The following is a 23111-nucleotide window of genomic DNA, read 5'->3' as shown; positions in this document are numbered from 1 at the left end:
AATCTTTCGGGTGGAAATTCGATGGATCACAGTGTCACGGACGCGATATCCCTGCGCAGCGCCGCCAGACGGTTCTGAACCGTTCCGTCCAGCTCGGTGCCCTCGATATCCAGCCGGATGCCGCCCAGCACAGCCGGATCGACCTTTGTTTTCAGGTCGATGGTCTTGCCGGTGAGCTTTTCCAGCTTTTCGTGCAGGCTCTTCACCTGCTGCTCCGTCATTGCCACTGCAGTGGTTGCCGCTGCTTCCAGAATACCGTGTGCCTGATTGTAGCGCACCCGGTAGGCCCGGGCGCAGCCGGGCAACTCCCGCAGGGTGCCCTTCTCGCACAGGATCTTCAAAAAGTTCAGCACATAGAGGTGGACCCGATCCCGCAGCGCTTCGTCCAGCAGGCCGCAGCGCTCCTTTTTGGGGATGCTGGGGGTGCTGAGCAGATGCAGGTACTCCGGGCTTGCCTTAAAAAGCGCCACGGCCTCGTCCAGCTCGCCCAGAATGCGGGTCTCCAGCCCTTCCTCCGCTGCCAGGTCATACAGGCTTCCGCCGTACATCCTTGCTGTCTCGGTCATGATGCTTCACCCACGTTTTTGATAAATTCGTCGATCAGGTCCTTGTGGTCGGCTTCCTTGATCTCACGCTCGACCACCTTGGAGGCGATCTCCATGGCCATGCCGCCGATCTCGTCCTTTGCCTCGTTCACGGCCTTCTTGCGCTCCTGCGCAATGTCAGCCTCCGCCTTCTGCTTCAGGGCAGCGGCCTGTGCACGGGCCTCGCCCACGATCTCTTCACCGCGGGCGGTGGCCGTTTTCTGGGCACGGGCAACGATCTGGTTGGCCTCGGCGCGGGCATTCTGCAGGTTCTGCTCGTACTCCGCTTTCATGGCCTCAGCCTCCGTGCGCAGCTTTGCAGCATCGGCGATCTGGCTGTCCGCCTTGGCCTTGCGCTCGGCGATCACCTTTTTGACCGGATTCAGCAGGAACTTTTTGAAGATGAGCAGCTGGATCATCAGGTTGCAGATCTGGGCCAGAAAGGTCCAGCCGTCCAGCGTGATCAACGCCTGGTACAGTTCCATAAGCGTCTCCTTTCGTTCTTTTGTAAAAGGTTCCGCTTATGCCAGGAACTTCATAAACATGCCGGGTGCCAGGAAGATCAGCAGCAGGCCGGTAACAAAGCCGTAAATACCGGTGGTCTCGGAAAGTGCAACGCCCAGGATCAGGGTACTGGTCACGTCGCTCTTGCACTCAGGCTGGCGGCCCACGGCCTCACAGGCAGCGGCGGCAGCGTTGCCTTCGCCGATACCGGGGCCGATACCTGCGATCAGTGCGCAGCCTGCGCCGATGCCGCAGCCTGCCAGGGCGATACCACGAGCAAGGTACTGAAAGTCAGTCATAAGTTTTGTCCTCCAAAAAAGTTTTTTGTTTTGGGAGATGCCGTTGTGAGGGCTTAGTCCTCACCGGCAGCACGTTTGATGAAAATTGCGGTCAGGGTACAGAAGATGAACGCCTGAATGCAGCCGCCGAACCAGTCGAAATACAGGCCCGTAAAGGCCGGGATGCCGATCTGGAACAGCTGGATCTGGCTCAGGAAGCCGGGCAGCCAGCCGAAGATGACATGGCTCAGGCTTGCCAGCGCCCAGTACAGCAGTGTGGAAATGACAGTACCGGACAGGATGTTGCCAAAGTGACGGAACGCCATGCTGACGGGGGTCGAGATCTCCGACAGCACATTGATGGGTGCCATGATGAAGATCGGGTCCAGCAGGCCCTTCAGATAGGAAAAGATGCCGTTGGTCTTGATCTTGTAGTACATGATCAGCACAAACACCACAATGGCCCACGCAGCCTCGGTGTTCAGGTCGGCCGTGGGGCTCCACAGGCCAATGACACTGATGAGGTTGCAGCCGATGCTCAGAGCGAAGATCGAGCCGATCAGGGGGATATACTTGTCAAAGTGATACCCCATGTTGTCGTGCACGAACTGATCCAGCCGCTCCACGATGAACTCGGCCGCGGCCTGTCGCTTTGAGACATTTTCCAGCTTGAGGTTGCTGCCCAGCCAGATGGCCAGGCCCGAAAGCAGCGCCATGACGATCCAGGTAGTGACTAGGGTCTGGGTGATCTTGAGATCGCCCAGCAGGGGGATATCGGTATGGATGGTATACAGGATCTTTGCGCCGTTCAGTTCCATTTGTTACGTTTCACCCCCTTTGTCACGGGGTTCAGCCTCCGGCTCCGGGGCGGGTTCGGGGTCGTCCTCCACAGAGACATCCACCGAGGGCCCGGCCGGTGCAAGGGGCTTGTACTTGCCGGTTATTTGCAGGTAGTAGATCGTAACACGCGGGAACAGCAAGGGCAGAACGCTGGCAAAGGGCTGGAAGCAGGGTGCCCCGATGGACACGATGATCCACACCGCCTGCAAAAGCATTCTGACGTTGTAGGAAGCTTGTAATGTGGCTTTGCGCCGCTTCTCATCCTGCTCGTCGATGACCTTCTGACACACGATGCAGATGCCCGCAAAGTTGCCGATGGCCACGGCCGCGCCGATGAGACTGCCCAGAACGACAGTGTAATCAAATTTCACCCAGCCAACCAGGTGCAGCGCCGCAAAGGCCACCCACAGGGCAGCGGTGCAGATGGCCGTGCCGCAGGCGATGCGCGTCAGCTCCTTTTTGGATTCCGGCTGTAGTTTCATAAAGGGGAACCTCCTGTAATGTTTACTGATGTGAGTTGAACCCCACCCGCTTCGGTTTTTCCTTTTTGGCGCGGTCCAGGTGCTCCTTGGCAAAATACCAGAAGTTCTGCGCCCCGGAGGCAAGGCCCAGCAGGATGGCCGGCAGGAACACCCATTCCGGCCAGCTCCAGCTGTTCACCGCCCACCAGGCACCGCCCAGGCACATGACCAGCGGCAGCAGCATATTCAGGCCCAGCTGGGTCAGCCAGACAAGATCTTCCAGCGCCTTGTACCAGCCCTTCATGCGGTGTCGCCCTCCCTCTGTGCGCAGGCCCGAACCAGCAGCCCGCCGCACCCTTTCGCAATGGTTTCGCTCCGGTTAAGAAGCTCATATGGATAGTATAATTCAATTCACTGAACTTTTCAATCAATTTTCCACCGATTTTTGGTAAAACTTCATAGTTCGTTCACACTAACGCCATAATTGTACGTCCACGGTGGAGTATGTCCGTCTCCGGCAGCATCAATACCAAAAATATGATAGGTTTCTTGTGCAAAACGCAAAAACCGCCCAGCTCATTTGAGAGCCGGGCGGCGTTATCCTGGAAGTGCGGGGGTCAGCTGTCCTTGCGCTTGATCCACACCTGCGTGCCGTAGAAGGGATTGGCAGTACCAAGGCACAGGCCCTGGTCGGTGGTGGCGAATACCCGCAGACCATGGTTGTAGGGGTCTCCAAAGCCGTCCACTGTGATGGTCTGGAAGTTCACGCCGTCCTCCGAAACATACAGGTCAAAGCCCTGTTCTGCCTTGCGCAGGTAGTTGAGCAGCCGGATGGCACTGGCGATGTTGCCGATCGTGATGTTCTTGAACACGAATTTGTAGGAAAACTTGATGGTCTGGGCCAGCGTGTCGGGATTCCCGTTGCCGTCGGGATCCGTCTCCTGCAGTGCCTTCATCAGGGTCTTGAGGTAGTCCCACTGGGTCTTCCACTGCGCGGGGGTGCGCGTCAGCAGGTTGCCGTTGACGAACTGACCAATGCACTCCAGCATACTGCTGGTGTCAAAGGTGCCCACATACAGCTTGCCATCGTACACCTGCATCCGCCAGATGTACTGGTTCTCGCTGCGCCCAAAGCCGGACTTTAAACCAGAAAGGCTGCCGGAGGGGAACATCTTGGTGGCATTGCCCACCACAAGCTCCATGTTCTCGTCCCTGTCCATGCGGTACAGGTTCACCGACTGCTCCAGATTGGCGTTGATGAATCGGCAGTCCAGTCCGCCGCCAAACTGACCGTTGGCGTTCTTGCCGGTCTTGGCGAAAAGGATGCGCTCCAGCGCGATCTCCTCATCGTTGTACTCACCAATATAGAGGTGGTCGTTGTACACGATCAGGTTCGCCGCACCGGAGCGGGTGCGCTCCGGGTCGATGCCGAAGGTGTAGCGGGCACCGTCCTTTTCCTGATCGCCTGCCACGGGTGTCCATGTGAAGGTGCCGTCCGCATCCTGGTCCCCCCGCACCAGTGCAAAAGACTGCATGGTGTTGTCGTCCGGCATATTGTCCTCGGTGCCGGTGCAGATGGACACATACAGGCGGCCGTTGAACTCAGCCATATCCCAGATGCTGCCGCCGTAGATGCTGTCGGCGTAGTGATAGGCGGGGTAGTTGAACAGGCTGTCGGAATCCGCGATCTGGGTAAAACCCTTTTCCGGGTCGGAGGAGATCAGCAGGGCGGCGCTGCTCTTGCCGGTGGCGGCATCCATGGTCACGTTGCTGATGACCAGCTGATCCTTGTAGACACACATCCCGCGGATGCCCACGGAGATGCCCTGCTGGTAGGCTGCGGCATAATCCTGCACACTGTTCAGACCGATATACACCGGCTTGCACACATCGGTGGCGGGGTCTACCTGCCAGATGCTGGGCAGAAAGCCGATGCCGCCGCCGCCCACACTGCCGCAGAAGTACAGCTTGCCGTGATACTCCAATGCGTTACGGAACAGGGGTGTGTAACCGTTGTAGGAGCCGGACATCAACACCTTGGTCTCGCCGGTCCTGGTGTTGATCTTCACCAGCACGCCCTTGGGCCGGCCGCCATCCTCCTCGGTCAGAAAGAAAGTGCCGTTGTAAAGGGCATCGAAGGTGGCGGCAAGCACCTTGTCGTCGTATTCGTCGCCCAGACTACTCTTCATCAGGGAGAGGGTGTTGCCGATGGCGGCGTAGCAGGTGCCCACATACAGCCAGTCGCCGTAGCCGACCGCTGACCATGCGTAGTTCTGACCCCGGTCACCGGCGTTGTAGGCGGCATCCTCCGGGTCAGTCACCACCGCCACCGCGCTGTCTCCCAGATAGTCCACGATGCCATCTGCGGTTTTGACATCCTTTTCCGGGTGGGTGATCTTCTCAAACGTCTGGTCGTCCTTGCTGTAAAAGAAAGTGTTGCATTCGTCGAGAGGTTCCAGAGTGGTCAGTTCCTCCCAGCCATCGGCCTGCCCGACCGCCTCCGTGCCTTCTGCCGACACCAGAAGCTGCACCGGCAGAGCGGACAGCATCACTGCTGCCAGCACGCCGCTGATGACACGTTTCCAGTTCATATCGTTCTCCTTATCTACTCTGCCATTTCTTCAAAAACAGGAAAGAGCTGTCAATGTTCTTCATTGTAGCACAGTCCTGCCGGAAGCGCAAAGGTGCCTTGCTGCTTTTTGCGGATGATCCTTGTAAAATATGTGTGGAAGTCCGCAAAAAAGCCGCCCGGCTCCTGCGAACCGGGCGGCAAAAGGCAGACTTTTGAAAATGATTTACCAGAGGTTTGCGGTCTCGTTATACAGGCCCTCGTAGCTCTTGGCGGAGAGGTCCCAGCTGAAATCGCATTCCATGTCGTGCTTGACGAGGTTGTGCCAGTCCTCTTTGTTGTAGTAGCGATCCTGTGCACGGCAGCAGGCATCGTACAGCTCATGGGCGCTGTAACCGGCAAAGGTAAAGCCATTGCCCTCGCCCAGCGTGCAGTCATGGATGGAATCCCGCAGGCCGCCGGTCTCGCGGACGATGGGAGGCGTGCCGTAGCGGCAGGCCACCATCTGTGCCAGGCCGCAGGGCTCGCTCTTGGAAGGCATGATGAACACGTCTGCACCGGCGTAGATCTCCTGAGACAGGGCGGGCTCAAACCCGATGTAGGTGCCCACGCGGCCCGGGTGACGGGCGCACAGGTCAGAGAAGAAGGTCTCGTACTGGTTCTCGCCGCTGCCCAGAATGACCAGCTCGATGCCGCGGTCCACCAGACCGTCGGCAACGCTCTGCACCAGGTCAAAGCCCTTCATGCCGACCATACGGCTGACCATGGCAAAAACGGGGCTGCCATCCTTGTGCAGGCCAAACTTGTCCTGCAGGGCCTCCTTGCACTTTGCCTTGCCCTCTTCAAAGTTGGTGACATCGTAGTTAAAGGGGATCTTGGGGTCGGTGGCGGGGTTATTGGCCTCCATATCGATGCCGTTCAGGATGCCGCAGAGCTTATACTGCTTTTCCCGCAGCAGGGCATCCAGACCGTAGCTGAACCAGGGGTCCAGGATCTCCTGTGCGTAGGTGGGGCTGACGGTGGTGATCTTATCTGCCGTCTCAAAGGCACCCTTCATAAAGTTGGCGCAGCCATCGTACTCCACGATGTGCTGGTCACGGTGGCCGATGCCGCAGGTGTCCTCCAGGATATCGGTGCCGTACTTGCCCTGATATGCGATGTTGTGGATGGTGAAGATGGTCTTGATCCGGTTGAACTTATCCAGATGGCGGTAGTACAGGTTCAGGTAAACGGGAACCAGTGCGGTCTGCCAGTCGTTGCAGTTGATGATATCGGGAGTGAAGTCGATGTAGAACAGGGTCTCCAGCACAGCGCGGGAGAAGAAAGCGAAGCGCTCGCCGTCATCGTAGAAGCCGTACAGGCCGCGGCGCTTGAAGTAATACTCGTTGTCCAGGAAGTAGTAGGTCACGCCGTTGACCTCAGCCTTGAACAGGCCGCAGTACTGGCTGCGCCAGCCCACGGGCACCGAGTAGTTGGTGACATACTCCAGCTTATCGCGCATTTTCAGGTCGCCGTACAGCGGCATGATGACGCGGGCATCCACGCCGTCCTTGACCAGAGCCTTGGGCAGGGAGCCTGCCACGTCGGCCAGACCGCCGGACTTGGCAAAGGGGGTCGCTTCCGAAGCGGCATACAGGATCTTCATAGTATTTCTCCTTTCCAGAAAAAAGGGCGGATACACAAAGAGCGGGCGGGGGCGCAAAGGCCCCCGCCCCTCTTTGAGAGGGGCTACCGGGGAGGGGAGCCGCCCCTGTGAAAGTTTCAGTGTATCAGGCTCAGACGGTGTGGTTCTTCTGAACATAGACCGGGAAGCTCTCGGTACCGGAGAGCTTCTTGTCGGCGGTCACACGCACATTCTTATCGGTGACAACGCAGTCCAGCTGAGCGCCTGGTTCCACAACGGTATCCTGCATCAGGACACAGTTTCTGACCACAGCACCCTTCTTGACGCGAACGCCGCGGAACAGCACACAGTTCTCCACGGTGCCCTCGATGACACAGCCATCGGCCAGCAGGGAATTGCTGACGGAAGAGCCGTTGACGTAGCGCACGGGGTTGTCATCACGGATCTTGGTGTAGACAGGGCTCTCCTTGGGGAACAGAGCGTTCAGGTTCTTCTCATCGATGAGCTTGAGGTTCTCATCAAAGTAGCTCTTCATGTCGCAGACATGGGCCACATAGCCGGTGTACTCCAGCGCACGGATGTTCAGGATGTTGACGTTGTGGGCCAGGATGTCACGCTCAAAGTAGATCAGGCCGCGGGAGGTCGCATCCTTGACCAGCTTGATCAGGGTCTCGCGCTCCAGAACGTAGATGTTCAGGTCCAGGTTCTGGACACCGGGGCGGTAATCGTTGAACAGCAGCTCGGTCACACGGCCATCGGCATCCACAGTCAGGGTGTAGTTGTCGTTCTTGCGGCCCTCGGGGATCTCAGTCTTCTGGTAGGCGATGGTCACATCCGCGCCGCTTGCCTGATGGGCAGCCAGCAGGGCGTTGAAATCGTAGTTGATGGCGATGTTGGCATCGCTCATCACAACGTACTTCTCCTTCTGGTTCTCCAGGTAGCTCAGGATGGAGCCCAGAGCCTCCACACGGCCGGAATAAATGCGCACACCCTTTTCTGCAAAGGGAGGCACGATGTTCAGGCCGCCGTGACGGCGGGCCATATCCCACTCACGGCCGGTGCCCAGATGATCCATCAGGGAGTGGTAGTTCTTGCGCACCACGATGGAGACATTGGAGATGCCGCAGTTTGCCATGCTGGACAGCATAAAGTCCACCATGCGGTAACGGCCTGCAAAGGGGATCGAAGCCATGGTGCGCTCAGTCACAAGCTCCGGTACGGTGTTATCATAGCTGTTGGGGAAAATGATGCCCAACGCATTGTTGTTCTGGCTCAGCATACTTCCTCGCCCTCCTTGACGGAATCAAATACTTTGGCACCCTCTTTTACGGTAGCGCCTGCGCCAACGGTAAGGCCGGTACCCACGTGTGCAATGGGGCCCTCGCCGCCGATCTTGGCACCGGCGCCCACCACAACGTCCTCAGCCAGGATGCAGCGCTTGACCACGGCACCTGCCTTGACCACAACGCCATCCATCAGGACAGCATCCTCAACGGTAGCACCCTCTTCCACGGTAACGCCTGCGCTCAGGACAGAGTGCTTGACGCGGCCATAGATCTGGCAGCCCTCGGTGATGAGGGAATCCTGCACCACGGCGCGGGGGCCGATCTTCTGGGCGGGCAGCACGGGGTTGCGGCTGTAGATCTTCCACTTCTTGTCGAAGATATCAATGCCGGAGTTTTCGGGGTCCAGCACTTCCATGTTGGCTTCCCACAGGCTGTCGATGGTGCCCACGTCACGCCAGTAGCCGTTGAAGTGGTAAGCATACATCTTGCGGCCATCCCGCAGCAGAGCGGGGATGATGTTCATGCCAAAGTCGTTCTTGGAGTTGGGATCAGCCTCGTCCTCTTCCAGGTACTTCTTCAGCACATCCCAGTTGAAGATGTAGATGCCCATGGAAGCCAGGTTGGACTTGGGAACCGGGGGCTTCTCCTGGAACTCGGTGATCTTATCGTTCTCGTCTGCCACCATCAGACCGAAGCGGGAAGCTTCCTTCCAATCGACCTCCATGACAGCCACGGAGAACTCCGCGCCCTTTTCCTTGTGGAAGCGCAGGAAGTCGGCGTAGTCCTGCTTGCAGATCTGGTCACCGGACAGGATGATGACGTACTCGGGATCATAGCTGTCGATGAAGCTGATGTTCTGGTAGATGGCGTTTGCAGTGCCCTTGTACCAGTCGGTGCCCTTTGCCTGCTCGTAGGGGGGCAGGGTGTGCACGCCGCCGTACAGGCGGTCCAGATCCCAAGGCTGGCCGTTGCCGATGTACTCGTTCAGCTTCTGGGGCTGATACTGGGTTGCGATGCCCACAGTATCAATATTGGAGTTGACGCAGTTGGACAGCGGGAAGTCCACGATGCGGTATTTGCCGCCGAACCCCACTGCAGGTTTTGCCGTTTTCTGTGTCAGCGCGTACAAGCGCGAGCCACGTCCGCCGGCAAGGATCATTGCCACAATTTCTTTTGCCATAGCTTTATTCTCCCCTTTTACACATTTCCGGATTTATTGGATTTGGAAATGGTTTGACTGTGTTGTGCGGATGCGCCCCGGTCACTCCTCGGTCTTGGCGGCCTTTTTGGCGCGGGGCTTGCGGGCAGGCTTTTCGGCTGCCGCGGGGGCAGCTTCAGCGGGCTCGGCTTTGGGTTTGCGGCCCCGCTTGGCGGGTGCTGCTTTGGGTTTGCGGCCCCGCTTGGCGGGTGCTGCTTCGGGTGCGGCAGCGGCTTCTGCCTTGGGCTTCCGGCCGCGCTTGGCCGGGGCCTTTTCCGGTGCAGGTTCCGCTTCTGCCTTTACCTTGCGGGTGGAGGTCTTCTTGGGCTTTTCCTCCTTCACGGCAGGCTCAGCCTTGGCGGTCTTCGTGGTCTTGGCGGCTGTCTTTTTGGCAGCGGTCTTTTTCACGGTCTGGGCCGTCTTGGCCGGATCTGCTGCCTTGCGGGTGCGCTTGGTGGGCACCTCAAAATACAGGGTGCTCATGGGCGGCAGGGTGATGGTAATGCTCTGCTCAAAGCCATGCAGGGGCTTCTTGTGGGTGCGCACGGACTTGTTATGGACCGCGCCGGAACCGCCGAAGGCCTCGTCATCGCTGTTCAGCACTTCCTTGTATGTACCTGCCACGGGTGCGCCCAGGGCATAGCCCTCGCGCAGGACGGGGTTGAAGTTGCAGACCACCAGGATCTGCTTGCCGTTTGCGTCCTTGCGCAGGAAGGCGACCACGCTCTGCTTGGAGTCATCGGGCACGATCCACTGGAAGCCCTCCCAGCTGTAATCGATCTGCCAGAAGGCGGGGTGCTCTTTATAGAAGGCGTTCAGGGTCTTGACGTAGTTCTGCAGCTCGGTGTGCTTGTCGTAGTCCAGCAGCATCCAATCCAGCTGCTTTTCCTCGTTCCACTCCGTGAACTGGCCAAACTCCTGCCCCATGAACAGCAGCTTCTTGCCGGGGTGGGCCATCATGTAGCCGAAGAAGGTGCGCAGGTTGGCAAACTTAGCCTCGTACTCGCCCGGCATCTTGTTGATCAGGCTGCCCTTGCCGTGCACTACTTCATCGTGGCTGATGGGCAGCACAAAGTTTTCGCTGAAGGCATAGAAGAAGCTGAAGGTGACCTTGTTGTGGTTGCCCGCGCGGAAGAGCGGGTCGGTCTTCATGTAGCTGAGCATGTCGTTCATCCAGCCCATGTTCCACTTGAAGTTGAAGCCCAGGCCGCCGTCGCTGGCCGGTTTGGTGACCATGGGCCATGCGGTGGACTCCTCCGCGATCATGCACTTGTGGGGGTGGCGGCCCAGAACCGTATCGTTCAGCTTGCGCAGGAAAGCAACTGCTTCCAGGTTCTCCTTGCCGCCATTCTTATTGGGCTCCCATTCGCCCTGCTTGCGGTTGTAATCCAGATACAGCATGGAGGCCACGGCATCCACGCGCAGACCATCGATGTGATACTGCTCCAGCCAGTACAGGGCGCTGGAGATCAGGAAGCTCTGCACCTCGCTGCGGCCGAAGTCGAACACCATGGTGCCCCACTCCTTGTGCTCGCCGCGCTTGGGGTTGGGGTCCTCGTAGCAGGCTTCTCCGTCAAAGTTGTACAGGCCGAAGCCATCCTTCGGGAAGTGGGCGGGCACCCAGTCCATGATGACACCGATGCCGGCCTCATGCATCTTGTCCACAAAGGCCATGAAGTCCTTGGGGGTGCCGTAGCGGCTGGTGGGGGCAAAATAGCCCGTGACCTGGTAGCCCCAGCTGCCGTCGAAGGGATACTCCATCACGGGCAGAAGCTCCACATGGGTGTAGCCCATCTCCCGGATGTAGGGGATCAGCTCGTCGGCCAGCTCGGAATAATTATAGGGAACCTTCTCGTCCTTCAGCTTCCAGCTGCCCGCGTGCATCTCGTAGATGTTCATCGGGCCGTTGATCACGTCCGCCTTTTTCTGAGCAGTCTGCCAGGCATCATCGTGCCAGGCAAAGCCGGTGATATCGTAGACCTTGCTGCCGTTGGAGGGCCGGGTCTCCGCGTGGAACGCATAGGGGTCGGCCTTGTAGATCAGGTCGCCGCCCCGGGTGGTCACACAGTACTTGTAGACATCGTATTCCTTTACGCCGGGGATGAACAGCTCCCAGACAGAATCCCCATCCACTTTACGCATCGGGTGGCTGCCCGGCTTCCAGCTGTTGAAATCGCCCACCACACTGATGGCGGCTGCATGGGGTGCCCAAACACGGAACACCACACCGGACTCTCCGGCGCGGGTCTCAAGGTGTGCACCAAAGTAACGGTATGCTTCGCAGTTGTTGCCCTGCTTGAACAGATAAATCGGCAGATCCGAGGGATCTTTCTGGATCTTTTCTTCCTTCGGTCTCATAAACAGCTCCTCCCCGTACAGGCCGCAGTGAGCCTATACCTTTGTACTCTCTTATATTAAAGAATTTTGTCCGATTTTTCAAGGGCTTTCCGTCAAAATCTACTATAATCTTTTCGTCAATATTTTTTCATTGTGGTCAACTTATCCAATTTTACACAAGAATTCTCGGCAAACTTTACAGAATATAGGGCAAAAAGAAAAACCCGCCTCATTTTTCCTGCAAATCCAGGAAACTGAAGCGGGTGCTTTTTCAAATTTTCCGTGTGCTATGCGGTTCAGCCTACAACGTAAACGTTGACCTGAATGGCTCCGTTGATGACCGACTCTGCGTAGGTCTCATAGAACAGGTCCACCAGGATCTGGCCCTTCTGCACCGCGATACCGGTGTCGGTGGCAACGGCATAACCGTAAACAAAGCTGCCGTCCGTGGAAGTGATGTACAGCAGCGTGCCATAGGGGATGACGCTGGGGTCAACGGCAACGGTGCCGTAGCCCAGGCCCAGGCCCGACGAGCCCTTGCCCGTGCGGGAATAATAGCCCGTGGCCTTGCCGGTGAGGACCTGGCTGTACGAGGCGGGGGCGTTGGTGGTGCCGTCCGGCCCGGTCAGGGGAGAAACGGGCGCACCGGCACCATAGGTCTTGATGACATGGTCGGTGGGCTCCACCGTGGTGGTCACATCCACCACCATGCTGTTTTCCAGCTCGCCGTCCACATACTTTTCGCGGGTGGTCACGGTCTGCTGACCCTCCGCCCCATGCTGCAGGGTGGTGGCCCGGCCGGTGTTGCGGAAGTACAGGCTGGTGTAGACATACTGGGTGTCGTAGGGGATGGTCTGGGTCTCCACCTTGTCCTGGTAGTCCACCCGGTGCACCGTGATCTCACTGCCCACAGTGACCAGCTGATCCAGCGCAGGCTCGGTGTAGTCATCTGCCTCCAGGGTGATGCCGGCGCGCTCCAGCGCATCGGCAACGGTGCCAAAGGCCATCTTCACCGGGTACTCCTGGCCGTCGGCCTGGATGTTCACGGTGAAGGCCCGCTCAATGTTCAGGGTGGCAAGATTGCCGCTGAACGCGGTGTAGTAAACGTGGTCGCCCTCTTCGGCCTCAATGCCGGAAAGGCTCATGACGCGGGCAGGGTCGGTCTCACTGCTGACCACCAGCTGACGCGCACCATCGGAGTCGGTGACGTAGGTCAGCCGCAGATTCGCGGCGGTCACAGCCAAAGTGAACACAAGGCTCACTGCCATGACGCAGAACGCCAGCACACGGGGTGTGACCGCACGAGCGCGGTCAGACAATGCTTTTTGAAATTTGACGGAAGCGATACGAGACAACTCCTCTCTTTTCATCATTTTGGAATGCGGCGGGCTCTTCCTTTGCCCGCAAAGCGCAGGGCATTTTTCCCTGCAAAGGGCCGTCTTTTTATACGGCGTTTTACTTCCTGAGAAATAAAATTTAGACGCTCCAACGTGTGTATGATCCGTTGAGCGGGCACTATTTTAGCAGACGACGGCCCATTTGTCAAATCTGTGCGCTTCTGCTTGACAATTGTTTCACATAGTTTTTTGTGCAATCTGTACATTGTTTTCCTTGATTCAGAATGATTTCGGGCGTTTCCTTCTGAAATTTTCCCAAAAAATTGGTCGTATTTGTTCATAATTTTTTAACATTTTAAGTCTGTTTCCCGGGGAGAAATCGCCGGGTTCTTTTGCACATTCCGGCGCATCAATCATGCGTAATCCGACATTTTGCGGCACAAATTCCCCGCTGTTTTCCTGCCGGAAATAACGGGGAGTTTCTCCGCAGTTTCTGTCAAAAACCGGCTTCCAGCAAAATGCCGAAAGGTAAAAAACGCCATAAAAAAAGACCGCGCTTCCGTGCCCTGCCGCAAACCGGTACAATGGGGTCAAAAAGAAGAAAGGAAGGTTTTTATGCAGATCAAGATTACTCCCCGCACGCTGGGCGGCACCGAATTCACAGCCCAGCCCACCCGGCTGCACCTGGGCGCACAGAACGCCGAGGGCGTGGACCGGCTGGTGTTCCAGCTGCCTGCGGAATGGGCCGGGTGCAGCGTCACCTTGCACATCCGCCACAGCGACGGCACCCTTGCCGCACCCCTTGTGCTGGATGCAGCGCACAGCGCGCCCGTGGGCCGCAGCTTCACGGGCTGGCCCGCCGGGCAATGGATGCTGGCCGCCACCGACGGCAGCGGCTATACCGCTTACACCCGCCCGGGCCGATACGATGTCTACGACATTCTGCCCACCGACGGCACCGAGGAGGAGCCCAGTCCCTCGGTGTACGAACAGTTCATCGCCCAGGTATCGGGGCAGGCCGATGCGGCGGTGCAGGCGGCCCAGAACAGTGCCGCCAGTGAGGCCAATGCCGCCCGGCAGGCGCAGGCCGCTGCCGATGCTGCCGAGCGGGCAGCACTGAATGGCAGCCGTGCCGCGACCTCAGCTTCCCGCGCCGAGAGCGCCGCCCTGCGCGCCGAATCCTTTGCGCCCGAGGACGGCACCCTGCTCAGTGTCAACGGCAAAGGCGGCGCGGTGGTGCTGGACGCGCAGGACGTAGGCGCGCTGCCTGCCCCGGTGGCCCCGCAGGCTGGTGCCCTCCTGCGGGTGCTGTCCATCCGCAGCGATGGCAGTCTGGTGGTGGACACCGTCACTCCCGCCGCCCTCAAGACCCTGCTGGAGGCCACCTGATGTTCACGGTGCTGGATGTCTCCCGCTGGCAGGGCCGCATAGACTGGGATACCGTAAAAGCCAGCGGCAGGGTCCACGGCGTGATGCTGCGCGCACTGGGCAGCAGGAGCGGCACGCCCTACATCGACCCCATGTTTGAAACAAACTACTCTGCCTGCACCCGGCTGGGCATCCCGGTGGGGGTCTACTATTACAGCTGTGCCGTTACCGCCCCACAGCGGGATGCCGAGCTGGCCCTCCTGCACGATGCCCTCAGGGGAAAGCGGCTTCAGCTGCCCGCTGCCATCGACGTGGAGGATGCCCGCCTGCGTGCCCTGGCACCAGACGCGCTCTCCGCCCTTGTTGCCGGGGCGGCACGGCAGCTGGAGCACTGGGGCCTGTACGCCATGGTATACACCTACACCCATTTTGCAGATACCGCCCTGCACATGGACACACTGGCCCCCTTCGACCTCTGGCTGGCGGACTACCGGGGCAAACGCCCGGCCCGCAGGCACGGAATGTGGCAGTACACCAGCAGGGGCAGGGTACCCGGCATCTCCGGCCCCGTGGACCTGAGCCGCACCGAAAAGGATTATCCCGCCCTGCTCCACCGGGCGGGGCTCGACCGTACCATCCTATAAAAGAAAGGAGTTCCCCATGAAGAAATGCAAGATCTCTCCCGCCACGCTGGCCCGCACGGCGGCGCTGGCACTGGCGCTGACCAATCAGGTGCTCAGCGCCACCGGCCACCGTGTCCTGCCCATTGAATCGGCAGAGCTGGAGCAGCTGGTCTCCACCGGCCTGACCATTGCCACCGCGCTGGTCAGCTGGTGGAAGAACAATTCCTTCACCCCGGAGGCCATCGAAGCCGATGACTTCCTCTGCCAGCTGAAGGAGCACAGATAACCAAAAAGGGACGATGCTGTTGCGGCATCGTCCCTTTTTGGTTATCTGCTTTTGTTCTGAAGCACCGGCTCAGGAAATGGCATCCACGTCCCACTTCATGCGGACGGCATCCGCGCCATCCAGTTTGATATTCAGTGCACCGGCATTGTCCAGCACCTGCTCCGGGGTGCGGGCACCGCACAGCACATGCAGGCCGGGGATCATCCGGGCCGTCAGGGCAATGACCAGCTGGGCCATGGTGCAGTCGTATTTCCCGGTCAGGTCGCCCCACTTGGCCAGCAGATCCAGCGCCTGCTTCCGGCGGGCGGGCTGGAAGCTGGGGTTGCTGTTCCGGGTGCTGCCCTCGGGGAAGGTGGTCTCCATAGTGACCTTGCCGGTGAGCAGACCCTGCTCCAGCGGGGAGTAGGCCTGCACCGAAACACCCAGCTCCCTGCAGGTGGGCAGGAGCTGCTTTTCGATGCGGCGGGTCAGCAGGCTGTACTTCTCCTGAATGACATCCAGCTGGCCGTACCGGCAATAGCCCCGGATGAGATCCGCCGTCACGTTGGACGCACCAATGGCGCGGATCTTGCCCTGCTCCTTCAGCTTCATCATGGCCTCCACGGTCTCCTCCAGCGGATAGAGGCCGAGGTCCGGGCTCTGCCAGTGGGTGTACAGCACATCCAGGTGGTCGGTGCCCAGGCGGCGCAGGCTGTCCTCCACGTCCTCGATGATGCTCTGCGCCGAGAGGTCTCGGTAGACGGCGGTGCCGTCCACGACCTTGTGGAGCACCGGCGTTTCATGCCGCCACTCCAGGCCGCATTTGGTGGAGAGCACCACCTTGTCCCGGTCGATGTGTTTCAGGGCCTCGCCCACCACGGTCTCGCTGTGGTACAGGCCGTAGATGGGCGCGGTGTCGATCCACCGGATGCCCTGCTCCACAGCAGTCTGGATGGCTTTGACCGAAAGGGCATCATCGTTGTCGCCCCACCAGCTTCCGCCGCCGATGGCCCAGGTGCCCATGCCCAGAAAAGGCACTTCGATGCCGCTGCGGCCAATGTTCAGGTTTTCCATATACGTTTCCCTCCATGCCAGCAGTGTTCCCCGCAATGGGAACCATTCATACAGAGGCTGGCATCTTTTGTTGTATTTTTTGCTTTTTTACAAAAAAGAGAACTGCGGTGCGAGTCAGCTCCGCACAGCAGCCCTCTTTTTTCCAATCAGATATTGCCGAACTCGCTCAGTTCCAGCTTGTCGTTGTGGGTCTCGGCCCAGCGGACGGCCCAATCAGAGGTGAACAGCAGCAGACGGTTGCCCTTCATATCCTCCACAGCCTTGGTATCGCTGGTCAAATCCAGGTCGCGCAGGTTGTAGGTGTCGGGGTCGTTCTTCACCCAGCGCAGCTGCTCAAAGGGCAGCTGCTGCATCCGGATCTCCACGTTGTACTCGGTGTTCAGGCGGTACTCCAGCACTTCCAGCTGCAGCACACCGACCACGCCGACCACCACTTCCTCCATGCCGCCGCCGACTTCGCGGAAGATCTGGATGGCACCCTCCTGGGCGATCTGCTCCATACCCTTCACGAACTGCTTGCGCTTCATGGTGTCCTTCTGCTCGATGCGGGCAAAATGCTCCGGTGAGAAGGTGGGGATGCCCGCAAACTCGACCTTCTTTTTGCCGGTGCACAGGGTGTCGCCGATGGAGAAGATGCCCGGGTCAAACAGGCCGATGATATCGCCCGCGTAGGCCTCATCCACGATGGCGCGATCCTGCGCCATCAGCTGGGTGCCGGTGGCCAGCTTGATGTTCTTGCCCTCCTGCACGTGGTAAGCCTCCATGCCGCGCTCGAACTTGCCGGAGCAGATGCGCATAAAGGCGATGCGGTCACGGTGGGCCTTGTTCATGTTGGCCTGGATCTTGAAGATGAAGGCCGAGAACTCGTCACGGCAGGGGTCCACCGGCTCGCCGGTCAGGCTGTCCACACGGGCCAGCGGGGTGGGGGTGAGCCGCAGGAAGTTTTCCAGGAAGGGCTCCACGCCGAAGTTGGTCAGAGCAGAGCCAAAGAACACTGGGCTCAGCTCACCGCGCAGCACCTTGTCGAGGTCAAATTCCTCGGCAGCGCCGTCCAGCAACTCGATCTCGTCCACCAGCTGCTGGTGCAGGTAGGGGGTCAGCAGCTCGTCCAGTGCGGCATCGCCCAGTTCGGCCTCGGTCTCGTTGACCTTCTTCACGCCGTTGGCGCGGCCGTCGCTGGAGAAAGCCAGCACCTTGCGGGTGTTGCGGTCAAACACGCCCTTGAACTCCTTGCCGCAGCCGATGGGCCAGTTCATGGGGTAGGTCTTGATGCCCAGGATCTCCTCGATGTTTTCCATCAGCTCAAAGGGATCGCGGGCTTCGCGGTCCATCTTGTTGATGAAGGTGAAGATGGGGATGTGACGCAGGGTGCAGACCTTGAACAGCTTGATGGTCTGGGCCTCAACGCCCTTTGCCGCATCGATGACCATGACAGCGGAGTCCGCTGCCATCAGGGTGCGGTAGGTATCCTCCGAGAAGTCCTGATGGCCCGGGGTATCCAAAATGTTCACGCACTTGCCTGCATAGTTGAACTGCAGGACAGAGGAAGTGACAGAAATACCGCGCTGCTTTTCGATGTCCATCCAGTCGGACACAGCGTGCTTGGCGCTCTGCTTGCCCTTGACGGAACCGGCCTGATTGATGGCTCCACCGTACAGCAGCAGCTTTTCGGTCAGGGTCGTTTTGCCGGCATCGGGGTGGCTGATGATCGCAAACGTCCGGCGGCGCTCGATCTCTTCACGATTTGTCATATATTGATTTCTCCTGAATCAGAATGGCTCTTTATTCGGTCAATCTCACGTTACATTGGTGATTCTCCGTAAACTGGCTTGCCCTCTCAGTCTGCTTCGCAGCCAGCTCTCCCAAAGGGAGAGCCGGTTGCTGCTCCAGGTACAGGCCCTGCAGATCTGCAGCACTTCTCCTTCCAGATGCGTTGGCTCCCCCTTCGGGGGAGCTGGCAAAGCCGACAGGCTTTGGCTGAGAGGGCAAGGATGCCAAAATTACACACAACTTATATTTTACCAGCAATTCCACCTAGATGCAAGAGTTTTTGTTATTTTTTCAGGAGGAAGCAGGGCAAGGGGGCGGTATCGGCCCAATTGGCGAAACCGCAGACAAGGGCGGTGCACTGTTTCAGGGGCCGGGAGCGCATCCACTGAAGGATCTCGGTCTTTTCGTCGGAACCGATGACCTTGCCGCTGTACAGGATGGCGCTGAGCACCCCGCCGGGCCGCAGAGCCTCGAGGGCGGCTTCCAGCGCCGGGATGCTGCTTTGTGCGCGGGAGAACACCCCGTGGTCGGCACCGGGCAGCCAGCCGAAGTTGAACATCACGGCATCAACGGTGCCGGGCTGCACATATTGTAAGAGGTTGGCGTGGCTGTCGCAGTGAAGCTCTGCCGCAAGGCCCTTCCGTGCAAGGTTCTGCCGGGTGGAGGCAATGGCTTCCGGCTGGATGTCAAAGCCCAGCACCCGGCCGCCTTCACCCACAAGGCGGCAGAGAAAGGCCGTGTCGCCCCCGTTGCCGCAGGTGGCATCGATGCAGAGCCCCGGGTCAGTCAGCCGCGCGGCGAGGAAGTCCTGCACAAGCTTCACGGCCGTCAGGTCGGGGGTGCGGCGGCGGCACAGGCCGCTGCCCTCTGCCGCAAAACCAAACTTTGCCCAGAAAGCCAGCTCCCCCGCATCGGCAGGCAGAGGAGCCGTGAACACCGTGGCCATCTCTTTGTCATAGCCGCCCAGGCTACGCAATACCTCTTTTAACAGGTAGGAGCCGTAGCCCTTGCGCCGCCATTCCGGCACAATGGTCAGGGCAGTGATGTCCGCGCCCTGCTCCGTGGGCCGGGCCTGGCAGGTGCCAATGATGGTTTTCTCTTTATACAGGGCATAACCGCCCGGAATCTTTTCCAGTTTCATAATTTGCTCCTTTCGCGAGCTTGCCCTCTCAGTCTGCTTTCGCAGACAGCTCTCCCAAAGGGAGAGCCTATTGTGGCTCCGAATAAGGCCCCTGCAAATCAGCGATTGCTCGCCTGTCAGATGTGTTGGCTCCCCCCTTCGGGGGAGCTGGCATCGCGCAGCGATGACTGAGAGGGTCGTTCTTAAAATACCAAGCCCCCGCGCCGCTGTCAAGGCTTCCCGCTGCGACCTTATTTCACATATTCTTCACCCGGTCAGCGATTCCTTTTCACAATTACCGGATACAATAGAAACAGTTCCAAGGAGGTGCGGCAGAAGCGCCCCCTCCGAACCATTCCCTTTGAGAAAGGAAGTAACCAGTATGGATAACGAGAACAAGTGGGAATACGATTATTCCTCTGAACATAGCCAGACCGGCGAGACCGGCTACCCCAACGTTGGCTCCTCCGGCATGAACACCGCCAACACGGCAGGCACCTACGGCGAGGCCGCACAGGCTGCCCCCCAGGCCGAGCCGAACAGCGGCAGCGATGGCGGCGCGGTGCCGCCTCCGGAAGGCCCCCGGTATCAGGCCGCACAGGGAAGCCCCAAACAGCCCCCCAAGAAGCGCCGCCGGAAAAACGGCAATATCGCCCGCAGTGCAGTTGCGCTGGTGCTGGCCGCAGCCATGGGCTTTGTCGGCGGCTTTGTGGGAGCCCAGGTGGGCAACACAGGCGGCAAAGTGGTCATTCAGCAGGTGGCACCTTCCTCCACGTCCAGCAGTGATTCCGGCTCTGCCTCTGCGGTGAACACCGCTTCCGGCATGACCACCGCTCAGGTCTCTGAGATGGTCAGCCCCAGCGTTGTGGTCATCACCACCGAGCAGGTGGTCTACTCCCAGTGGTCCTGGTACGGCCAGAACCAGGTGGAGAGCGGCGCAGGCAGCGGTGTCGTGATCAGCTCCGACGGCTATATCCTGACCTGTGCACACGTTGTGTCCGGCGCATCTAACATCACCGTAACCATCGGCGATACCGATTACCCCGCCACCGTGGTAGGCGAGGATGACACCAGCGACGTGGCTGTCCTCAAGATCGATGCCACTGACCTGACCCCCGCCACCGTTGGCAACAGCGACAGCCTTGCCGTGGGCGAGAGCGTGCTGGCCGTGGGCAACCCGCTGGGTGAGCTGGGCGGCACCGTGACCAGCGGCATCGTCAGCGCCCTGAACCGCAGCGTGACCATCCAGGGCACCAGCTCCACCAACACCATGTCCCTGATCCAGATGGATGCCTCTGTCAGTCCCGGCAACTCCGGCGGCGGCCTGTTCAACATGAACGGTGAGCTCATCGGTCTGGTCAACGCAAAGTCTTCCTCCAGCGATGCGGAGGGTCTGGGCTTCGCCATCCCCATCAACGATGCCATCAAGGTGGCACAAGATCTGCTGGAGAATGGCTATGTCTCCGGCCGCCCCTACATGGGCATCACCTATCTGGCTGTGACCGATGCCCAGACCGCCGCACAGCTCAACGTCACTGCCTACGGCGTTTACGTTGTGGATGTTGTGCAGGGCGGCCCCGCCGACAAGGCCGGTCTGAAGACCGGTGACCGCATCGTAAGCATCGACGGCACTGAGATCGCCCAGAAGGACGACCTTGGCACCCTGATCCAGCAGCATGCCGCCGGTGATACCCTTTCCATCACCGTGGCCCGGGAAGGCCAGATGCAGACTGTCAGCCTGACTCTGGGCGAGAAGAATGCCCAGACCCAGCAGGCACAGAAAAACTCCTGATTTTCCCCAATCTTTTTCCTGATCCATAAATCAAAGATCCCCTGACCGGCGTGAACTGGTCAGGGGATTTTCAATTGCAGGTTGTCAAGCAACGGCAGACCGTATTTTTACACCTGCCCGAACACGGTGGCGCTCAGGGGCAGGAGGACGGTCTGGCCGGTGCAGATGCGGCTGCTGCCCCGCCACAGGCTGGAGGAGATGCCGTCGCTCAGCAGCTTCCAGCTGCCGCCGGGCAGGGTGACGACCTGCGTCGTCTCGGTGGGGTTATAGTAGACGCACAGGGCGCTCCATGCCGCGCCGTCGCCCCACTGGGCAGGGAGCCGCCAGCCCACAAGAGGCTGTTCCAGCGGGAAGAACTCGATGGCGGCAGGGCTGGCCTTGTCCAGCGCGCCCAGCCGGGGGAACGCCGCCCGCAGACCAATGAGCCCGCGGTAGTAATCCACAAGGCTGTGGAACTGTTCGGCCCGGTGCCAGTCCAGCCGGTTGAGGGCCGGGCTGGAGCGGTAGCTGTTGCCCTGCCCCTTCTTGGTTCGGGCAAACTCCTCGCCCGCCTGCCAGAAAGGCAGGCCCATGCTGGTCAGGTAGATGCCCGCTGCCAGCCGGTTCTGGGCCAGCGCGGTCTTGTCCACAGCGGCAAACTCCGGGCGGGCGTAGCGCACCATCAGGAGCTTATCCCACAGGGTGAAGTTGTCGTGGGCCGAAACGTAGCTGATGATCTGCCCCGGGGCGTGAGGCGGCAGCTTTTCACTGCGGCACCACGCTGCCACCGAAGCACCGATATCCCAGAAACTCCCGGGCTTGCCCTCCACAAAGCCCGGCTCCCGGGCATCGAAGCAGCCGCCCTTGATGGCATCCCGGGTGTTGTCGCAAAAGATGCCGATGCGCTCGTTCAGCATATTCAGGTTGTTCTTGTTGGCCTCGTACCGGTGCAGGGCGCTGCAGCCGCCCTGCCACGGCTCACCGTACATCAGGATATCCCGCCCGCCGGGCAGTTTGTCCAGTTCAGCCCGGAGGAGGTTCATGGTCTCCACGTCATACAGGCCCATCAGGTCAAACCGGAAGCCGTCGATGTGATATTCCCGTGCCCAGTAGAGCACCGAATCAATGAGATAGCGCCGGGCCATGGGCCGCTCGGAGGCAAACTCGTTGCCGCAGCCGCTGCCGTTGGAGAGGGAACCGTCGTCGTTCTGGCGGAAGTAGTAGAGGGGCACCACCCGGTTCAGCACATTGTCGGAGCGGTACATGTGGTTATACACCACGTCCATTACAACGCCGATGCCCGCCGCATGGAGGGCCGCGATCATCTGCTTGCACTCCCGCACCCGCACCTCACCCCGGGTGGGGTCGGTGGAGTAGCTGCCATCGGGCACATTGAAGTTGGTGGGGTCGTAGCCCCAGTTATACTGCCGGGTCAGGGGGCGGCTCTCATCCACGCTGCCAAAATCGAAGATTGGCATGAGCTGAACATAGCTCACCCCCAGCCGTTTGAGGTAATTCAGGCAGGTAGGGTGGATGCCGTCGCTGCTCAGGGTCGTGCCCTGCTGGGTAAAGGCCAGAAATTTGCCCCGCCAGGCTGTGTGCACACCGCTGGCCGGGTCTTGCGAGAAATCCCGGACGCTGACCTCCCACACACTGCGGCGGGCCGGTGGGATCACTGGCCGCACATCCCGCTCCCAGCCCTGCGGGTCTACCCGGGCCGGGTCAAAGATCATGCTGCGCACCCCGTTCACCCCAGCCGCGCGGGCGTAGGGGTCCGCTGCATTGCAGGTGCCAAACGGGGTGGTAAGGGTGAAATCGTAGTATTTTCCGTGCTGGTCGCCGGGCAGATAGATGCTCCACACACCCTTGTCCTGCTGCTGCAGGGGCAGGGTGCCCACACAGGCCCCGCCGGTGCCCCGGCGGTACAGGTTCACTGCTGCCTGTTTTGCCGTGGGAGCCCACAGGCGCAGGTGTGTCCCGGCGGGGGTATACTCCACCCCCAGCGGGCCGTAGTATTCCGTCTGGCGGGCAAAGGCTTCGCTCTCAAACAGCGTCTTCCATTCAGCAGGTGTTCTTGGCTCCATGGCAATTCATCCTTTCAT

At 59.7% G+C, this 23111-nt stretch carries 21 protein-coding genes; 4 read left to right on the top strand and 17 right to left on the bottom strand.

Features of this window, described 5'->3' with window-relative positions; all coding sequences use genetic code 11:
* Window positions 1-26: 26 nt before the first annotated feature.
* From atpH to J3353_RS05225, 13 genes are all read right to left on the bottom strand, one after another.
* Window positions 27-566, bottom strand: a complete 540-nt coding sequence (gene atpH / locus J3353_RS05285) for an ATP synthase F1 subunit delta (protein WP_005930273.1) — start codon at window positions 564-566, stop codon at window positions 27-29.
* On the bottom strand, window positions 563-1069 hold the full coding sequence (gene atpF / locus J3353_RS05280) for a F0F1 ATP synthase subunit B (protein ID WP_005930275.1): 507 nt from the start codon (window positions 1067-1069) through the stop codon (window positions 563-565). The genes atpH and atpF overlap by 4 nt, the downstream gene beginning before the upstream one ends.
* A gap of 36 nt (window positions 1070-1105) precedes the next feature.
* Window positions 1106-1387: an ATP synthase F0 subunit C gene (gene atpE, locus J3353_RS05275; RefSeq protein ID WP_005930278.1), complete on the bottom strand. Its 282-nt coding sequence runs from the start codon at window positions 1385-1387 to the stop codon at window positions 1106-1108.
* A 53-nt stretch (window positions 1388-1440) separates the two neighbouring features.
* The gene (locus J3353_RS05270; protein WP_097772971.1) at window positions 1441-2184 is read right to left on the bottom strand and encodes a F0F1 ATP synthase subunit A; all 744 of its coding nucleotides are present in this window, start codon (window positions 2182-2184) and stop codon (window positions 1441-1443) included.
* Window positions 2185-2187: 3 nt separating this feature from the next.
* Window positions 2188-2688 carry an ATP synthase subunit I gene (locus J3353_RS05265; RefSeq protein WP_005930284.1) on the bottom strand — a complete coding sequence of 167 codons (501 nt, stop codon included), beginning with the start codon at window positions 2686-2688 and terminating at the stop codon, window positions 2188-2190.
* Between the two features lie 22 nt (window positions 2689-2710).
* The gene (locus J3353_RS05260; RefSeq protein WP_005930287.1) at window positions 2711-2971 is read right to left on the bottom strand and encodes an AtpZ/AtpI family protein; all 261 of its coding nucleotides are present in this window, start codon (window positions 2969-2971) and stop codon (window positions 2711-2713) included.
* A gap of 313 nt (window positions 2972-3284) precedes the next feature.
* Window positions 3285-5258 carry a hypothetical protein gene (locus J3353_RS05255; protein ID WP_207684329.1) on the bottom strand — a complete coding sequence of 658 codons (1974 nt, stop codon included), beginning with the start codon at window positions 5256-5258 and terminating at the stop codon, window positions 3285-3287.
* A gap of 204 nt (window positions 5259-5462) precedes the next feature.
* Window positions 5463-6881 (bottom strand): glycogen synthase, encoded by a 1419-nt coding sequence (locus tag J3353_RS05250; RefSeq protein WP_156065292.1) that lies wholly within the window; start codon window positions 6879-6881, stop codon window positions 5463-5465.
* Between the two features lie 130 nt (window positions 6882-7011).
* Complete coding sequence (gene glgD / locus J3353_RS05245; protein ID WP_005930299.1) at window positions 7012-8139, bottom strand: glucose-1-phosphate adenylyltransferase subunit GlgD; 1128 nt, start codon at window positions 8137-8139, stop codon at window positions 7012-7014.
* A complete protein-coding gene (locus J3353_RS05240; RefSeq protein ID WP_207684328.1) occupies window positions 8133-9326 on the bottom strand; it encodes a glucose-1-phosphate adenylyltransferase in 1194 nt (397 codons plus the stop codon). Before J3353_RS05240 ends, glgD begins: the two co-directional genes overlap by 7 nt.
* Before the next feature lie 81 nt (window positions 9327-9407).
* Window positions 9408-11702 carry a 1,4-alpha-glucan branching protein GlgB gene (gene glgB, locus J3353_RS05235; RefSeq protein WP_207684327.1) on the bottom strand — a complete coding sequence of 765 codons (2295 nt, stop codon included), beginning with the start codon at window positions 11700-11702 and terminating at the stop codon, window positions 9408-9410.
* A 275-nt stretch (window positions 11703-11977) separates the two neighbouring features.
* Window positions 11978-13036: a 3D domain-containing protein gene (locus tag J3353_RS05230; protein WP_223453394.1), complete on the bottom strand. Its 1059-nt coding sequence runs from the start codon at window positions 13034-13036 to the stop codon at window positions 11978-11980.
* Between the two features lie 14 nt (window positions 13037-13050).
* Window positions 13051-13359 (bottom strand): hypothetical protein, encoded by a 309-nt coding sequence (locus J3353_RS05225; RefSeq protein ID WP_207684326.1) that lies wholly within the window; start codon window positions 13357-13359, stop codon window positions 13051-13053.
* A 274-nt stretch (window positions 13360-13633) separates the two neighbouring features.
* Between J3353_RS05225 and J3353_RS05220 the strand changes: the two genes are divergently transcribed.
* Genes J3353_RS05220 through J3353_RS05210 form a run of 3 tightly spaced genes read left to right on the top strand, consistent with a single transcriptional unit; the run spans window position 13634 to window position 15295 of the window.
* Complete coding sequence (locus J3353_RS05220) at window positions 13634-14407, top strand: hypothetical protein (protein ID WP_207684325.1); 774 nt, start codon at window positions 13634-13636, stop codon at window positions 14405-14407.
* Window positions 14407-15030 carry a GH25 family lysozyme gene (locus J3353_RS05215; RefSeq protein WP_207684324.1) on the top strand — a complete coding sequence of 208 codons (624 nt, stop codon included), beginning with the start codon at window positions 14407-14409 and terminating at the stop codon, window positions 15028-15030. Before J3353_RS05220 ends, J3353_RS05215 begins: the two co-directional genes overlap by 1 nt.
* 16 nt (window positions 15031-15046) lie before the next feature.
* Window positions 15047-15295, top strand: coding sequence for a phage holin (locus tag J3353_RS05210; protein WP_097769738.1), 249 nt, complete (start codon window positions 15047-15049; stop codon window positions 15293-15295).
* 69 nt (window positions 15296-15364) lie between these two features.
* Here J3353_RS05210 and J3353_RS05205 read toward each other — a convergent pair whose 3' ends face one another.
* From J3353_RS05205 to J3353_RS05195, 3 genes are all read right to left on the bottom strand, one after another.
* On the bottom strand, window positions 15365-16348 hold the full coding sequence (locus J3353_RS05205) for an aldo/keto reductase (protein WP_207684323.1): 984 nt from the start codon (window positions 16346-16348) through the stop codon (window positions 15365-15367).
* 146 nt (window positions 16349-16494) lie between these two features.
* Window positions 16495-18099, bottom strand: coding sequence for a peptide chain release factor 3 (locus tag J3353_RS05200; RefSeq protein WP_207684322.1), 1605 nt, complete (start codon window positions 18097-18099; stop codon window positions 16495-16497).
* 302 nt (window positions 18100-18401) lie between these two features.
* Complete coding sequence (locus J3353_RS05195) at window positions 18402-19259, bottom strand: GNAT family N-acetyltransferase (protein WP_207684321.1); 858 nt, start codon at window positions 19257-19259, stop codon at window positions 18402-18404.
* Window positions 19260-19620: 361 nt separating this feature from the next.
* Between J3353_RS05195 and J3353_RS05190 the strand changes: the two genes are divergently transcribed.
* Window positions 19621-21030 (top strand): S1C family serine protease, encoded by a 1410-nt coding sequence (locus J3353_RS05190; protein WP_207684320.1) that lies wholly within the window; start codon window positions 19621-19623, stop codon window positions 21028-21030.
* A gap of 107 nt (window positions 21031-21137) precedes the next feature.
* Here J3353_RS05190 and pulA read toward each other — a convergent pair whose 3' ends face one another.
* A complete protein-coding gene (gene pulA, locus J3353_RS05185; RefSeq protein WP_207684319.1) occupies window positions 21138-23093 on the bottom strand; it encodes a type I pullulanase in 1956 nt (651 codons plus the stop codon).
* Window positions 23094-23111: the final 18 nt, after the last annotated feature.

The organism is Faecalibacterium sp. Marseille-Q4137 (genome assembly GCF_017377535.1).
Classification (GTDB): Bacteria; Bacillota; Clostridia; order Oscillospirales; family Ruminococcaceae; genus Faecalibacterium; species Faecalibacterium duncaniae.
This window is presented reverse-complemented; position numbering and strand designations above follow the sequence as displayed.